The sequence below is a fragment of the Pelomonas dachongensis genome (assembly GCF_043555865.1).
GTDB classification, from domain to species: domain Bacteria; phylum Pseudomonadota; class Gammaproteobacteria; order Burkholderiales; family Burkholderiaceae_C; genus Pelomonas; species Pelomonas dachongensis.
In genome coordinates, this window is the sequence record NZ_JBIGHY010000004.1 from 329405 (window position 1) to 343893 (window position 14489).

Below are 14489 nucleotides of genomic sequence, written 5' to 3' on the forward strand. Positions count from 1 at the left end.
TCGGACGATAAACAAGGGCTTGACAGGTGCGCGCCTCGTGGGCAGGCCGGCGCATTGTCCGCCACCTCGGCGCCGCCATGTCGTCAAGCGCTTGCGCGAAACAGTTGAAACCGCTGAAACAGCGCACGGCCGTGAACCTTGTGGCAAGACGGGGTGCGATCCGGCGCGATCATTCGGGGCATTGAGCGAGGGGCGCGGCCCGGGGGGGCGGCACGCGTGCAGGCACGGGGAGGCGCTGTCGATGGCGGGGAAAACGGGGGTGTTGCCACAGCAGGCATTGCGCGACGGCGAGCGCCTGCGCGTGCGGCTGCGCACGCTGCTGGGCGCCGTGCTGGGGCTGGCCGCGCTGCTGTCGCTGCCGGTGCTGCTGCAGGTGCAGCCGTGGCTGCCGCTGACGGTGCTGGCAGCGTCGGCCGTGCTTGCCGGCCTGCCCGCGGCCTGGTGGGCGCGGCGGCGGCGCAAGCGCGTGGCCTGGCCGTGGATCAAGTCGTCGCTGGGGCTGGCCTGCGCCGTCTGCGTGGCCCTGGCCGCGCCCATCTACTACCTGGCGTTGGTGACTGTGCTGAAGCCGGCGGCCCAGCCGCAGGTGGTGCTGAGCAACGGAAGCCGCACGCTAACCTTCCAGGGCATGATGCATGTGGGCAGCGACGCGTACTACCGCGCCGTCATGTTCGACATCGGCAAGGCGCTCAGCGAGGGCGCGGCGATCTACTACGAGGGCGTCATCCCGGACCCGCAAGGCGATGCCTGGCTGGCCGGGTTCCTGGGGACCGATGAAGACCTGTCCGCCTCGTACAAGCAGTTGGCGGGAGCCTGCGGCCTGGTGTTCCAGAACGACTACTTCGCGCTGCTGGCGATGGACCGCAAGGTGCATCCGGACCGGCATGTGGCGGCGGATGTGTCGTCGCTGCAGATGCGACGCGAGTTCGACCGGCTGCTGGCCACCGACATGGCCTTCGTCGAGGCCATGCAGGCGCGCGAGACCGCCCGCAGCGCACCGTCGACCGGCGGACAGCCGCTGACGGCGTTCGTCGCCTGGCAGCAGCGCGGCACCGAAAGTCAGCGCGCGCTGGCCGGTACGGTCTGCCGCGGGCTGATGACGCTGCTGGTCAGGCCGCGGCGCTCTCACGACGCCCGGCCGCGCGATCCGTTCGATGCCGTCGTCATCGACTACCGCAACCGCGAACTGGTGCGACGGCTGCTGGCCGACCCGCGCGACCGGGTTTTCCTCACCTATGGCTCGGCGCACCTGCCGGGCGTCTACGCGTTGCTGAAGCAGAGCGACCCGCGCTGGCGCGTCGAGTCGGTCAAATGGCTGCGCAGCATCGCCGCACCGGAGAACGTGCGCGGCCAGCTCGACCTGACGCCTTGAGTGCGGCGGTTCAGCTGGCGCGCCGCGCGTAGGCGACGGCGGCCTTGATGCGCAGCGACACGCGTGTGCCCCCGCCGCTGTGGCCGCTGATGCGGAACTGCCCACCGATGCGCTCGGCGCGCTCGCGCATGCCCAGCATGCCGTAGTGGCCATTGCGGCCGGCCTGCGCCGCCTTTTCGGGGCTGACGCCCACGCCGTCGTCGCGAACCTCGACCTCCAGCCAGCGGCGGCCGTAATCGACCTGGACCACCACCTCGCGCGCGCCGGCATGCCGCGCCGCGTTGAACAAGGCCTCGCTGACGATGCACAGGATCTCGTCGAACACCGGTGGCTGTAGCGTCCGCCGCTGTCCCTGGCTGGCCACGCTGACCTGCGTCGTCTGCGCGAAGGGCAGCTCCGCGATCAGCCGGCTCACCTCGCGTTCCAGGTCGCTGGTGTCGGTGTGGCGCAGTCCCTGCAGCCGGTCGCGTCCCTCGACCAGCACGGCCTCGGCGCGGTCCAGGGCCTGATTGATCGCCTGCTGTGCGGGCGGATCACTTTGCAGGCCGTCTGCCACCGACTGCAGGCGCAGGATCAGCCCCTGCACGCTTTGTAGCAGCGTGTCGTGCATGTCGCGGGCGATGCGCTCGCGCTCGCGGCTTCGCTCTTCCCCCCGCTCGCGCACCCGCGCCACGATCTGGCGCAGCCGCATCAGGTACAGCCCGTACAGCAGCAGCGCTGCCAGCGCGGCCATCGCCAGCCGGAACTCCAGCGACTGAGTGAGCGTGGCCGGGATGATCAGCGTCAGCTCGGCGGTCTGGGCGCTCCACAGGCCGTCGTTGTTGCAGGCACTGACCTCGAAGCGGTAGGTGCCAGGCCGCAAGTCGGACAGTAGCGTGCTGCGCTGGGGGCTCGCGGCGCTCCACGTGCCATCGGCACCAGCCAGCCGGTGGCGGAACTGCACGCGTCCCGGCATGGTCAGGCTCAAGGCCGTGAACGCGACGCGCACGGTGGTGGTGCCCGCGGGCAGCGTCACCTGGGGCGTCGCCGGCAGCACCTGCTCGCCCACCTGCACCGAGCGCAGCACGACCGGTGGCGGCAGCCGGTTGCTCACCAGCGCGGCGGGGTTGATGCGCACCACGTTGCGGCGCGTCAGGAACCACACGCGTCCGTCCCCCCCGACGGCGACCTGCGCGCCCGGCGCCTTCTGGACGAAGCTGTTCAGCCCGTCTTGGAAATCGAGCACCCGGTGCGGCAGCGCGACGCCGGGCTCGCGCAGCGCGCCGGCGAGGTCGCTGGAGCGCAGCTGCACGATGCCGGCGTCGCCGATGGCCCAGGTGTCGCCGTCGGCGGTCTGGGCCAGGCCGTTCAGCGACGCCGCCCAGGGGTGCGTCTGGCTGGACAGCCAGACCGCCCCCGTGGCGTCGCCCGCGCGCGCCAGTCCCAGGCTGCCGCTGACCAGTACGCCGGCGTCGGCGGGGAGCAGGCCCTCGATGCCGCCGGCGCGGGATTGCGTCGCGTCCAGCGCCAGAAACGGCGTATCGCCGGGCGGCGCCCGCCCCCGGAACAGCAGCACGGCGCGGCCCTCGCGGTCGAGCGCCGCGTTCGCGGGCAACGACGGCGACGGCAGCGGCTCGAGCCAGCGCTGCCACACGTCCCCCTGCAGCCAGTGCAGTCCGCGCTCCAGCCCCGGCATCCACAACCGGCCCTCGCGGTCCTCGGCGCAGCCAAAGGCGGTGGCCCCGGCTGGCTTGGGCCGCCGCTGGACGGTGCCGCCCTCGATGCGCAGGACTCGGTCAGCCAGGAACAGCCAAACGCCGTGCGCCCCGGCCGCGCACAAGGCCTCGGCCGGGCTGCCGTTGGCCAGCACCCGCCGGGGCGGCTGACCGGGGGGCATCACATACAGCGCCTGCGCATCGGCGACGTACACGGTCCCGTCACGCGTGGCGGCCAGGCGGTAGCTGGTGGGCGAGTTGGGCGGCAGGCCGGGTTCGACGATCACGCTCGCCGGCCGCAGCAGGTCCAGCCCCAGTTCGGTGCCGACCCAGACATTGCCCTCGCGGTCCTGGAACAGGGCGCGGGTCTGGTCGGACGTCAAGCCCGCGCTGGCGTTCAGCGACGCGATGCGATCGCCTTCGGCGCCAGACGTCGCTAGCACCCGGCCCGGCGCCCGGATGCGCATCACGCCGTTGTTCCAGGTGGTAGTCCAGAGGTCGCCGTGCCGGTCGAACAGCAGGCGCGTCCCGCCGAAGCGGTTGGGATGCGCGAACGCCGTGGCCGCGGTGGCGGGCCGCTGCAGGGCCCGCGTGCCGCTGGCATCAGCGATCCAGATCCCGCCCTCTGCGTCCTCCGACAGGCTGGCCCTTGGCGTGATGGACACGGGCAAGGTACTGAAACGGACTTCACCGGGGCGGCGCAAGGCCAGCGTGTTGGACAGCACGACCCACATCGTGCCGTCGCGTGCGAAGTGCAGGTCCCACACCTGCTGCGCGGGCAATCCGCTGTCCGGCCCGAGTTCCTGCCAGGCGCCTTGATGAAACCGCGCCAGCTGGCGGTCGCTGCGGCCGCCGCGCGCCACCCAGACGCCGCCGTCGGCGTCCTCCTGGATGTCGTTGACCTCGCGCGAGGGGTGCGGCATCTGCGCGTCCACCAGGCGCTCGTCGTGGAACCGGGCCACGCCGCGCCCCCGCGCCAGCCCGACCCACAGGTCGCCGGCCCGCGTGGCCCGCAACCGCGAAACCACCAGCCGCTGGGCATCGGGCGCCGCCATCGGCACCGGCTCGAAGCTCACGCCGTCGAAGCGGAACAGCCCCTCGACGCTGCCTATCCACAGAAAGCCGTCGGGCGTCTGGTCGATCGAGTTGATGCGGCTGGGCGCGCCGCGCTCCAGCGACCAGGCGACGTGCTTGAACTCCACCAGCGCGCCCGGTGGCGAGGTGGCCCGGGCAGGCGCCGCTGCGGCCAGCAGGCCGAGCAGACCCAGCAGACCCAGCAGTGCCGGGCACAGCCACCGAGTGATGCGCGCGGGCAGGGCCAAGGAAGCTGGGAGGGAGGGCATCGTCGCGGCAGGGCTCAGCGCACGGGATGGGGCGGGCGCGGCGGATGATAGGGGGGCGTGCCGGGACGACCGCCGAAGGGGAGGGTAGGGCGTTCAGCGGTGTGCTGGCGGCCTCGCGTCAATCCAGCCCTGGCGGATGGCCTGGGCCGCCACGCCCGTGCGGGTGCGCGCGCCTGTCTTGGCCAGGATCGCCTTCACATGGCATTTGACGGTGCCGAGCGCGATGTCCATGCGGCGTGCAATCGACTTGTTGTCCAGCCCATCGCTCAGCAGCTCCAGCACATGCTGCTCGCGGGGCGTGAGATCGGGGTGGGCAATCGCGTCTGCCAGCAGGCCGCTGGCGACGGGGCAGAAATAGGCCTCGCCGGCAGCGAGCGCGTGCACTGCGCGTACCAATTCGTGAGGGCAGGCATCGGCGCTGACGCAACTCGCCCCGGTGCGCAGCAGCGCCCTGACCTTGCGGGCCGTCAACCCGCTTTCGACCACCAGCACCGGGCCCTTGTGCCCGGCGGTGCCGGCTTCGAGGTCGTCGCTATGCAGCGCCAGTGCCTGGGTCAGGTCGATGATCAGCACGCGGCGGTCATCGAGCTGGTCATCGAGCGGCGGCGGCTGGTCGATCCCCGGCGTACCGCCGGCGGCCACGGCCACCGGCACGTGCGGGGCGAGCGCGGCCCGGATGCCGGCTGCCAGCAGCGCATGGCCATGGGCCACGCGCACCTGGACGGTGTGGCGCGGCACCGCGGGGGGTGGTCGTCGAGGGGACGGTGGCGTGCGCTGGAGTTGCATGCGCCGATGCTGCAACCCGCGGTCCCGCCTGGGCAGCCCCCACGGGGTGATTGGCAATCACCCGAAAGAGTCAAACGGGTGGCGTGGCGATGGGGCAGGGGATGAAAAGGGGGATGGCCCCGCCACCCGTCGACCCTAAACTCTCCATCCGCTGCACACAAAGCTGCACATGAGTCCCGCCCCCGCACAGGTTCGCCTGCTCCTCGTTGACGACCACCCGCTGATGCGCGACGGCATTGCCGCGCTCGTGCAGCGGCAGCCCGACCTGCACGTGGTCGGCGAGGCGTCGAACGGTGTCGAGGCCGTGGAGCGGTTCGCCGAGTTGCAGCCCGATGTGACGTTGATGGACCTGCAGATGCCACGCATGGACGGCCTGCAAGCCATCACGCTCATTCGCAAGCAGAGCCCGCGGGCGAAGGTGCTGGTGCTGACGACCTACAAGGGCGACATCCAGGCCTGGCGCGCGCTGAAGGAAGGCGCGGTGGGTTATCTCGTGAAGACGGCCCTGCGGGCGTCGCTGCTGGAGGCGATCCGCACCGTGCATGCGGGCGGCCGTTGGGTGCCGGCGGACATCGCGGTGGACATCGCCCGTCATGCGGGCGACGAGATGCTCACCGACCGGGAGGTCGAGGTCATGCGCTACATCGCGCAGGGGCATTCGAATCGCGAGGTCGGCGCGCTGCTGTCGGTGGCGGAAGACACGATCAAGTCCCGCGTCAAGTCCATCCTGCTGAAGCTCAACGCGCGCGACCGGACGCACGCCGTCACGATCGCGCTGCAGCGCGGCCTGCTGCAGCTCTGATAGCCCGGCGCCGCAGGCGCCTCTCTCCAAAGGGTGATACGGCTGCCCCCGAACGGGGCTGGGCCGGGGCACGCGCCATTCCTAGCATGTCCGTCAGTGAATCCCAACCGAAGGACAGGCGACATGAACGTTGAATCCAGCGATATCCCGGAACCCCGGCGCCGTCAGGTGCTCGCGCTCGGCGCGGGCGTCGGCACCGCGCTGGCGCTGCCACTGGCCGCGTCATTGACACCGGCCAGCGATGCGCAGGCCGCCACTTCCCGCACCTCCCACCCTCAGCAAGGACCTCAGATGAGCACCATCACCACCAAAGACGGCACCACCATCTTCTTCAAGGACTGGGGTCCCAAGACCGCCCAGCCCATCGTCTTCCACCACGGCTGGCCGCTGTCCAGCGACGACTGGGACGCGCAGCTGCTGTTCTTCGTGCAGCGCGGCTTCCGCGTCGTCGCGCACGACCGCCGTGGACACGGCCGCTCGGCACAGGTCAGCGAGGGCCACGACATGGATCATTACGCCGCCGACGCCTTCGCCGTCGTCGAGCACCTGAACCTGCGCAACGCCGTGCACATTGGCCACTCCACCGGCGGCGGCGAAGTGGCGCGGTATGTCGCCAAGCACGGTCAGCCCGCCGGCCGCGTGGCCAAGGCCGTGCTGGTGGCCGCGGTGCCGCCCATCATGGCCAAGACCGCCGCCTACCCCGACCACCTGCCGATGGAGGTCTTCGACGGTTTCCGCAAGGGTGTGGCCGACAACCGCGCGCAGATGTTCATGGATGTGCCCGCCGGCCCGTTCTACGGCTTCAATCGTCCGGGCGTGAAGCCGCTGCCGGGCGTGATCAACAACTGGTGGCGCCAGGGCATGATGGGCAGCGCCAAGGCTCATTACGACGGCATCAAGGCCTTCTCAGAGACCGACCAGACCGAGGACCTGAAGGCCATCACCGTGCCCACGCTGGTGATGCACGGCGACGACGACCAGATCGTGCCCATCGCCAACTCGGCGCTCAAGGCCGTCAAGCTGCTAAAGAACGGCACGCTGAAGGTCTACAAGGGCTACTCGCACGGCATGCTGACCGTCAACGCCGATGTGCTGAACGCCGACCTGCTGGCCTTCATCAAGGGCTGAGCATGACGAAGCAGCGCCTGACCCACGCCAACGGCGCGCCGGTGGCGGACAACCTGAACATCCAGACCGCCGGGCCGCGCGGGCCGGCGCTGCTGCAGGACATCTGGCTGCTTGAAAAGCTCGCCCACTTCGACCGCGAGGTCATCCCCGAGCGCCGCATGCACGCCAAGGGCTCGGGGGCCTACGGCACGTTCACGGTCACGCAGGACGTCTCCCGCTACACGCAGGCGGACCTGTTCTCCGTGGTCGGCAAGCAGACCGAGGTGTTCGTGCGCTTCTCGACGGTGGCCGGCGAGCGCGGCGCGGCGGACGCGGAGCGCGACATCCGCGGCTTCGCGGTCAAGTTCTACACGAACGAAGGCAACTGGGACCTGGTGGGCAACAACACGCCGGTGTTCTTCATGCGCGACCCGCTGCGCTTCCCCGACCTGAACCACGCGGTGAAGCGCGACCCCTGCACCAACCTGCGTTCGGCCCAGAACAACTGGGACTTCTGGACGCTCATGCCCGAGGCGCTGCACCAGGTCACCATCCTGATGAGCGACCGCGGCCTGCCCGATGGCTACCGCCACATGCACGGCTTCGGCAGCCACACCTTCAGCGTCATCAATGTCGAGGGTGGGCGGCATTGGGTCAAGTTCCACTTCCGCAGTCAGCAGGGCGTTCGCTGGCTGAGCGACGCACAGGCCGAAGCGCTGGTCGGCCGTGACCGCGAGAGCGCACAGCGCGACCTGTTCGACGCCATCGCGCGCGGCGACTTCCCGCGCTGGACGCTGTGCGTGCAGCTGATGTCCGAGGACGAGGCCAACGCCTGCCCCTTCAACCCCTTCGACCTGACCAAGGTCTGGCCTCACGCGGAGTACCCGCTGCACGAGGTGGGGGTGCTGGAGCTGAACCGCAACCCGCAGAACTACTTCGCCGAGGTCGAGCAGGCGGGCTTCTCGCCGGCCCATGTCGTGCCGGGCATCGGCTTCTCGCCCGACAAGATGCTGCAGGCGCGGCTGTTCAGCTACGGCGACGCGCTGCGTTATCGCCTGGGCGTCAACTTCAACCAGATCCCGGTCAATGCGCCGCGTTGCCCGGTGCACAGCTTCCACCGCGACGGTGCCATGCGCGTGGACGGCAACCACGGCGCCACGCCCGGCTATGTGCCCAACAGTGGGGGCCTGTGGCCAGACCGCCAGCAACCGAACGAGCCGCCGCTACCGCTGCACGGCACGGCCACGCACTGGGACCACCGGTTGGACGACGACTGCTACAGCCAGGTCGCGGCGCTGTTCCGACTGCTGCGCGCCGACGAGCGCCAGCGCCTGTTCGACAACACCGCCCGGGCCATGCAGGGCGTCAGCCGCGAGGTGCGCGAGCGCCACGTGGACAACTGCTGCAAGGCCGACCCAGCCTACGGCGCCGGCGTGGCCGTCGCGCTGGGCCTGATCTGACTCCCCACCCCCCACCCCCACCCACGAGGAACCACCATGAGCATCCCCACCGCCAAGGCCATCCCCGGCGCCCTGCTTCTGAACCCGACCGACCACCTGCTGGTCATGATCGACTTCCAGTCGCAGATGGCCTTCGCCACGCACTCCATCGCGGCCATCGAGCTGCGCAACAACGCGTCTCTGGTCGCCCAGGCTGCGGCCGGCTTCAAGGTGCCGACCATCCTGACGACGGTGGCCGAGAAGAGCTTCTCCGGCCCGATGTTCGACGAGGTCACCGCGCCGTTCCCCGGCCAGCGGATGCTGGACCGCACCTCGATGAACACCTGGGAGGACGTGGCCGTTATCGCCGAGGTCAACCGCATCGCCAAGAAGCGCATCGTGCTGGCGGGCCTGTGGACCAGCGTCTGCATCGTGGGCCCGGCGCTGTCGGCCCTGGACCAAGGCTTCGAGGTCTACGTCATCACCGACGCCTGCGGCGACGTGTCCACGGAGGCTCACGAGCGTGCCGTCGCGCGCATGGTGCAGGCCGGCGCCCGGCCCATCACGTCGCTGCAATACCTGCTGGAGCTGCAGCGCGACTGGGCCCGCGGCGAGACCTATGAGCTGACCACCGGCATTGCCAAGAAGGTGGGCGGCGCCTACGGCATCGGCGTGACCTACGCCAAAACGATGTTCGGCGCCCACGAAGGCTGAACGCGCTAGCGCTGAAGGACGCCGACGATGAAGCCCTATCTCCTCTCTGCCGCGATCGGTCTGCTTGTCGGCGTCATCTACGCCTTGTTCAACGTGCGCTCGCCGGCCCCGCCGGTGATCGCGCTCGTCGGGCTGCTGGGCATCCTGGCCGGTGAGCAGATTCCGCCGTTGGTCAAACGCTGGCTGGCGCCGCAGCCGACCGAAACCTCGTGGCTGCACCACCAGGTCAAGCCGCACATGTTCGGCGAGCTGCCGCGCTGCGCCGACCGTCCCGAGCCGGAGAGCCGCCATGGCTGACCCTGACCTCATCCTGTTCAACGGCCGCTTCACGACGCTGAACCGTGCCCAACCCGAGGCCACAGCCGTGGCCGTCTCCGCTGGCCGCTTCGCCGCCGTCGGCAGCAACGAGGACGTGCTGGCGCTGGCCGGCCCGGCCACGCGCCGCATCGACCTGCAGGGCGGCCTCGCGCTGCCCGGCCTCATCGACAACCACCTGCACCTGATCCGCGGCGGCTTGAACTACAACCTGGAGCTGCGCTGGGACGGCGTGAGGAGCCTGGCCGACGCGATGGCCATGCTGAAGGCCCAGGTGGACGTGACGCCCGCGCCGCAGTGGGTGCGTGTCGTGGGCGGCTTCACCGAGCACCAGTTCGCCGAGAAGCGCCTGCCCACGCTGGCCGAGCTGAACGCCGTGGCGCCGGACACGCCGGTCTTCATCCTGCACCTGTACGACCGCGCGCTGCTCAACGGCGCCGCGCTGCGCGCTGTGGGCTACACCAAGGACACGCCGGCGCCACCTGGCAGCGAGATCGCTCGCGACGCCGCCGGCAACCCCACTGGCCTGCTGCTGGCCAAGCCCAACGCCGCCGTCCTGTACGCCACGCTGGCCCGCGGGCCCAAGCTGCCGCCGCAGTACCAGCTCAACAGCACGCGCCACTTCATGCGCGAGCTGAACCGCCTGGGCGTCACCGGCGCCATCGACGCCGGCGGCGGCTTACAGAACTACCCTGAGGACTACGTCATCGTCCAGCAGCTGGCGGACGCCGGCCAGCTCACCGTGCGCCTGGCTTACAACCTGTTCACGCAGAAGGCCCAGCAGGAGAAGGATGACTTCCTGCGTTGGACGAGCAGTGTGAAATACAAGCAGGGCGACGAGTACTTCCGCCACAACGGCGCCGGCGAGATGCTGGTGTTCTCGGCCGCCGACTTCGAGGACTTCCGCGAGCCGCGGCCCGAGCTGTCGGCGGCGATGGAGCCCGAGCTGGAAGAGGTCGTGCGCATCCTGGCGCAGAACCGCTGGCCGTGGCGCATGCACGCCACCTACGACGAGACCATCAGCCGCGCGCTGGATGTCTTCGAGAAGGTGCATCGCGACACGCCCATCGACGGCCTGCACTGGTTCTTCGATCATGCCGAGACCATCTCGGAACGCTCCATAGACCGCATCGCCGCTTTGGGTGGCGGCGTGGCCGTGCAGCACCGCATGGCCTACCAGGGCGAGGACTTCGTCGCGCGCTATGGCGCCTGCGCCGCCGAGGCCACGCCACCGGTCGCCAAGATGCTTGAGAAGGGCGTGCGCACCTCCGCCGGCACGGACGCGACGCGCGTGGCCTCCTACAACCCCTGGGTGTCGCTGGCCTGGCTGATCACAGGCAAGACGGTGGGCGGCCTGCAGATCACGCCGCAGCGCCACTGCCTCAGCCGCGAGGCAGCCCTGCGCATGTGGACCGAGAACGTGACCTGGTTCTCCAACGAAGAGGGCAAGAAGGGCCGCATCGAGGTGGGGCAGTACGCCGACCTCGTGGTGCCGGACCGTGACTTCTTCGCCTGCCCCGAGTCCGACATCGCCGACACGACGGCCCTGCTCACGCTGGTGGGCGGGCGCATCGTCTGGGGCGCCGGGCCGTTCGCGCCGCTGGACGAGGCTCCGCCACCGCCGGCCATGCCCGACTGGTCGCCCGTGCGCCGCTGGGGCGGCTACGGCGCCTGGGGAGCCTACCGCGAAGGCGGCGAGGGCAGGGCACCGTTGAGCGCCGCGGCACTCGCCGCCGCCTGTGCCTGCGCCAGCGCCTGCAACGTGCACGGCCATGCGCATGCCCGCGCCTGGGCGGCCAGGGCGCCGGTGGACGACAACGCCGGCTTCTGGGGCGCGCTGGGCTGCGCCTGCTGGGCGGTATGACGTTGCGCCGCCTCCTGCATGGGCTGGCGCTGCTGGCCCTGTGCGCCGCCTACCTGGAAGGCGGCCTCACCAAGTTGTTGGACTTCGACGGTGCGCTGGCAGAGATGCAGCACTTCGGCCTGCAGCCGGCCGCGCCGCTGGCCGTGGCCGTCATCGTGCTGGAGCTGGGCGCATCGGCGCTCGTCCTCGCCGGCCGCTGGCGCTGGGTCGGTGCGCTGGCGTTGGGCGGGTTCACGGTGGCGGCCAGCGTCATCGCCAACGACTTCTGGAACCTGGCCGGACCCGACCGCAGTGCCGCCTCGCACGCCTTCTTCGAACACCTGGGCCTGGCCGGCGGCTTCGCGCTTGTCGCCTGGCATGACCTGATAGCCCGGGAAGCCACGCGATGACCACGACACCTGACGAAGGCGCCTTCGCTCCGCTGCGCGAACGCGTGTTCGCCGTCCTGTGGGTGGCCACGGTGCTGGGCAACGTGGGCAGCTTCATGCGCGACGTGGCCAGCGGCTGGCTCGTCACGGAGCTGAGCCCGCATCCGGCGGCCGTCGCGGCGGTGCAGGCGGCGGCCTCGCTGCCGGTGTTCCTGTTCGCCATCCCGGCCGGCGTGCTGGCCGACATTCTGGACCGCCGCCGCTTCCTGATCGCGGTGCAATGCTTGCTGGCCGCCGTCAGCGCGGCGTTGATGCTGCTGTCGCACAGCGGCGCGCTGGACCTGGCCAGTCTGCTCGCACTGACCTTCGTGGGGGGCATCGGCGCCGCGTTGATGGGGCCGACCTGGCAGGCCATCGTGCCGGCGCTGGTGCCGCGCACGCAGCTGCGCTCCGCAGTGGCGCTGAACTCGCTGGGTGTCAACATCGCCCGCTCGCTCGGGCCCGCCGCCGGTGGCGTGTTGCTTGCCACCTGGGGTGCGGCGGTGACCTATGGCGCGGACCTGTTGACCTATGCGCTCGTGATCGCGGCACTGCTGTGGTGGCGCCCGACGCCGGCCGCCACCGACCCGCTTGCCGAGCCTTTCGGGGGCGCGCTGCGGGCCGGCCTGCGCCATGCGATGGCCAACCGCGACCTGCACCGCGTGCTGCTGCGCGCCGGGCTGTTCTTCGCTTTCGCCAGTGCGGCGTGGGCCTTGCTGCCACTCGTCGGGCGTCAGCTGCTGCAGGGCGATGCCGCCTTCTACGGGGTGATGCTCGGCGCGGTGGGCTCGGGTGCCATTGGCGGCGCACTGGCATTGCCGCAGCTGCGGCAGCGGCTCGGCGCCGACGCGCTGCTGATGGTGGCGGCCTGGCTGTGTGCCGCGGTCATGGCGCTGCTCGCGTTGTCGCCGCCGAGGGCGCTGGCGCTGGCGGCCCTGCTGCTGCTCGGCGTGGCCTGGATCGTGGCGCTCACCATCCTGGGCTCCCTCACGCAGACGGTCCTGCCCAACTGGGTCAGAGGCCGCGGCCTGGCGGTCTACCTGACCGTGTTCAACGGCGCGCTGGCCACCGGCAGTCTGGCCTGGGGCGCGATCGCGCAGGGGCTGGGCCTGGTGGGCACCCTGCTGCTGGCTGCGGCGACACTGGCGGTGCTGGGCGTCGTGGCGCGCCGCTGGCCGCTGCCCGCCGGCGACGAGGTGCTGGACCCGGCGCTCGCCTGGCCCGTGCCCGAACTGGCCGGCGCCGTGCCGGGCGAGCGCGGGCCCGTGCTGGTGCACGTCGAGTATCGCGTGGCGGCGGGCGACCGCCCCGCGTTCGAGGCGCTGCTGGTTCAGCTGTCGGCGCACCGCCGCGGCGACGGCGCCAGCGACTGGGGAGTCACCGAGGACGCCGCAGATCCGCAGCAGCTCGTCGAGTGGTTCGTGCTGCCATCGTGGCAGGAGCACCTGCGCCAGCACCACCGCACCAGCCAGGCCGCCGTGGCGCTGCAGGCGCGGCTGCACCAGTTCCACCAGGGGCCCGGCAAGCCGGTCGTGCGCCACCTGCTGACCTTGAGGCCTGTGCCACTCCACCAGAACTGACGATGGACAACTTGCAACCCCTTGCGCGGCGGACCACGCCGGCAGCGGCGCCTCGTTGAGGCCGGCGCATGCAGATCGGTCAACCCGGCCTTCGGCAACTCTTCGCACAGCTGGGGCTGCCGTCCAGCGAGACGGCCATCGCGGCCTTCATTGCCCGCCACCGCCCCGACGCGATCGGCTGTGCGCTGCCGGACGCACCCGTCTGGACGGCGGCTCAGTCGGACTTTCTGCGTGAGGCCATCGCTGCCGATGCCGAGTGGGCACTGCCCGCCGAATGGCTGGCCGAGGCCTTGTGCCACCCAGTGGCACCCTAGCGAAGCCATCAGCCGGGATTGCAGCTGAGCATTCCGTCACGGCCCGCTGCCGCTGAGAAGTCGTTGTAGGCAATCGCCTCACACGCACATCCAGCAATCGACGCCACGCAGCGCTTTGATCGCCCGGTTCTTCAACCGGGCCTGAATTTCTATTCTGTCGATCGTTGAATCAGGCGGCTGTCGGCCGTCGCCAACTCAGGGATCGACATGAAGTTGCACCTCACCCTCACCACCTGGCTGCTGGCGTTGCTCTTCGCCGCCAGCGCGGCCGCCGCGGCGCAGACGGCGCCAGCACAGACGCAGATCATCCTACAGGCCTGGCGCGTGCAGAGCGTCATGGAGCGCGGCGCGCCGCGCGAGAACCTGCAGCCGCTGATGACGCGGGTCCGCCCCGGCGAGGTCATCGAGTACGAGGCCCGCTACGTCAACGGCAACGCCAAGGCCGCGCAGAACGTGCAGCTGACGCTGCCGGTGCCCGCCGGCGGCCTGCAGTACCTGCCGACGGCCGACTCCAGCACACCGGTGCAGACGGCCAGTCTGGACGGCGTGCGGTTTGACCCCGTGCCGCTGCGCCGGCTGGTGCCGCGCGCCGACGGGCGCCGCGTGATGGAAGACGTGCCGCTGGCCCAGTACCGCTATCTGCGCTGGAGCCTGGGCGACCTGCCTGCCGGTGCGCAGCGCACGGTGCGCGCCCGCATGCAGCTGCCGGCCCTGGCCGTCGCCAGCCGTTCGTGAGCCAGAGCCGAGTCGAC

At 70.7% G+C, this 14489-nt stretch carries 13 protein-coding genes; 11 read left to right on the forward strand and 2 right to left on the reverse strand.

Features of this window, described 5'->3' with window-relative positions; translation table 11 throughout:
• The first annotated feature begins 241 nt into the window (after nt 1-241).
• Nucleotides 242-1372, forward strand: coding sequence for a hypothetical protein (locus ACG02S_RS13605; protein WP_394470995.1), 1131 nt, complete (start codon nt 242-244; stop codon nt 1370-1372).
• 10 nt (nt 1373-1382) lie between these two features.
• Here the strand turns inward: ACG02S_RS13605 and ACG02S_RS13610 are convergent, their stop codons facing one another.
• Both ACG02S_RS13610 and ACG02S_RS13615 read right to left on the reverse strand, forming a co-directional pair.
• On the reverse strand, nt 1383-4409 hold the full coding sequence (locus ACG02S_RS13610) for a sensor histidine kinase (RefSeq protein WP_394470996.1): 3027 nt from the start codon (nt 4407-4409) through the stop codon (nt 1383-1385).
• 93 nt (nt 4410-4502) lie between these two features.
• Nucleotides 4503-5147: a helix-turn-helix transcriptional regulator gene (locus ACG02S_RS13615; protein ID WP_394470997.1), complete on the reverse strand. Its 645-nt coding sequence runs from the start codon at nt 5145-5147 to the stop codon at nt 4503-4505.
• A gap of 217 nt (nt 5148-5364) precedes the next feature.
• Between ACG02S_RS13615 and ACG02S_RS13620 the strand changes: the two genes are divergently transcribed.
• The 10 genes from ACG02S_RS13620 (at nt 5365) to ACG02S_RS13665 (ending at nt 14472) form a co-directional block, all read left to right on the forward strand.
• Nucleotides 5365-5997, forward strand: coding sequence for a response regulator transcription factor (locus ACG02S_RS13620; RefSeq protein ID WP_394470998.1), 633 nt, complete (start codon nt 5365-5367; stop codon nt 5995-5997).
• A gap of 291 nt (nt 5998-6288) precedes the next feature.
• Nucleotides 6289-7125 (forward strand): alpha/beta fold hydrolase, encoded by an 837-nt coding sequence (locus ACG02S_RS13625; protein ID WP_394471152.1) that lies wholly within the window; start codon nt 6289-6291, stop codon nt 7123-7125.
• Nucleotides 7126-7127: 2 nt separating this feature from the next.
• Nucleotides 7128-8564: a catalase gene (locus ACG02S_RS13630; protein ID WP_394470999.1), complete on the forward strand. Its 1437-nt coding sequence runs from the start codon at nt 7128-7130 to the stop codon at nt 8562-8564.
• A gap of 36 nt (nt 8565-8600) precedes the next feature.
• Nucleotides 8601-9257, forward strand: a complete 657-nt coding sequence (locus ACG02S_RS13635; protein WP_394471000.1) for a hydrolase — start codon at nt 8601-8603, stop codon at nt 9255-9257.
• Nucleotides 9258-9284: 27 nt separating this feature from the next.
• The gene (locus tag ACG02S_RS13640; RefSeq protein WP_394471001.1) at nt 9285-9554 is read left to right on the forward strand and encodes a XapX domain-containing protein; all 270 of its coding nucleotides are present in this window, start codon (nt 9285-9287) and stop codon (nt 9552-9554) included.
• Nucleotides 9547-11436 carry an amidohydrolase gene (locus tag ACG02S_RS13645; RefSeq protein WP_394471002.1) on the forward strand — a complete coding sequence of 630 codons (1890 nt, stop codon included), beginning with the start codon at nt 9547-9549 and terminating at the stop codon, nt 11434-11436. The genes ACG02S_RS13640 and ACG02S_RS13645 overlap by 8 nt, the downstream gene beginning before the upstream one ends.
• On the forward strand, nt 11433-11825 hold the full coding sequence (locus ACG02S_RS13650; protein ID WP_394471003.1) for a DoxX family protein: 393 nt from the start codon (nt 11433-11435) through the stop codon (nt 11823-11825). Before ACG02S_RS13645 ends, ACG02S_RS13650 begins: the two co-directional genes overlap by 4 nt.
• Nucleotides 11822-13423, forward strand: a complete 1602-nt coding sequence (locus ACG02S_RS13655) for an MFS transporter (RefSeq protein WP_394471004.1) — start codon at nt 11822-11824, stop codon at nt 13421-13423. The genes ACG02S_RS13650 and ACG02S_RS13655 overlap by 4 nt, the downstream gene beginning before the upstream one ends.
• Before the next feature lie 68 nt (nt 13424-13491).
• Nucleotides 13492-13737 (forward strand): DUF2789 family protein, encoded by a 246-nt coding sequence (locus ACG02S_RS13660; protein WP_394471005.1) that lies wholly within the window; start codon nt 13492-13494, stop codon nt 13735-13737.
• A gap of 207 nt (nt 13738-13944) precedes the next feature.
• The gene (locus tag ACG02S_RS13665) at nt 13945-14472 is read left to right on the forward strand and encodes a hypothetical protein (protein WP_394471006.1); all 528 of its coding nucleotides are present in this window, start codon (nt 13945-13947) and stop codon (nt 14470-14472) included.
• Nucleotides 14473-14489: the final 17 nt, after the last annotated feature.

Bases quoted from the DNA above. Each gene is read 5' to 3' on its own strand.
- ACG02S_RS13605 (WP_394470995.1), top strand. From the start codon at position 242: ATGGCGGGGAAAACGGGGGTGTTGCCACAGCAGGCATTGCGCGACGGC.
- ACG02S_RS13610 (WP_394470996.1), bottom strand. From the start codon at position 4,409: ATGCCCTCCCTCCCAGCTTCCTTGGCCCTGCCCGCGCGCATCACTCGG.
- ACG02S_RS13620 (WP_394470998.1), top strand. From the start codon at position 5,365: ATGAGTCCCGCCCCCGCACAGGTTCGCCTGCTCCTCGTTGACGACCAC.
- ACG02S_RS13625 (WP_394471152.1), top strand. From the start codon at position 6,289: ATGAGCACCATCACCACCAAAGACGGCACCACCATCTTCTTCAAGGAC.
- ACG02S_RS13630 (WP_394470999.1), top strand. From the start codon at position 7,128: ATGACGAAGCAGCGCCTGACCCACGCCAACGGCGCGCCGGTGGCGGAC.
- ACG02S_RS13635 (WP_394471000.1), top strand. From the start codon at position 8,601: ATGAGCATCCCCACCGCCAAGGCCATCCCCGGCGCCCTGCTTCTGAAC.
- ACG02S_RS13640 (WP_394471001.1), top strand. From the start codon at position 9,285: ATGAAGCCCTATCTCCTCTCTGCCGCGATCGGTCTGCTTGTCGGCGTC.
- ACG02S_RS13645 (WP_394471002.1), top strand. From the start codon at position 9,547: ATGGCTGACCCTGACCTCATCCTGTTCAACGGCCGCTTCACGACGCTG.
- ACG02S_RS13650 (WP_394471003.1), top strand. From the start codon at position 11,433: ATGACGTTGCGCCGCCTCCTGCATGGGCTGGCGCTGCTGGCCCTGTGC.
- ACG02S_RS13655 (WP_394471004.1), top strand. From the start codon at position 11,822: ATGACCACGACACCTGACGAAGGCGCCTTCGCTCCGCTGCGCGAACGC.
- ACG02S_RS13660 (WP_394471005.1), top strand. From the start codon at position 13,492: ATGCAGATCGGTCAACCCGGCCTTCGGCAACTCTTCGCACAGCTGGGG.
- ACG02S_RS13665 (WP_394471006.1), top strand. From the start codon at position 13,945: ATGAAGTTGCACCTCACCCTCACCACCTGGCTGCTGGCGTTGCTCTTC.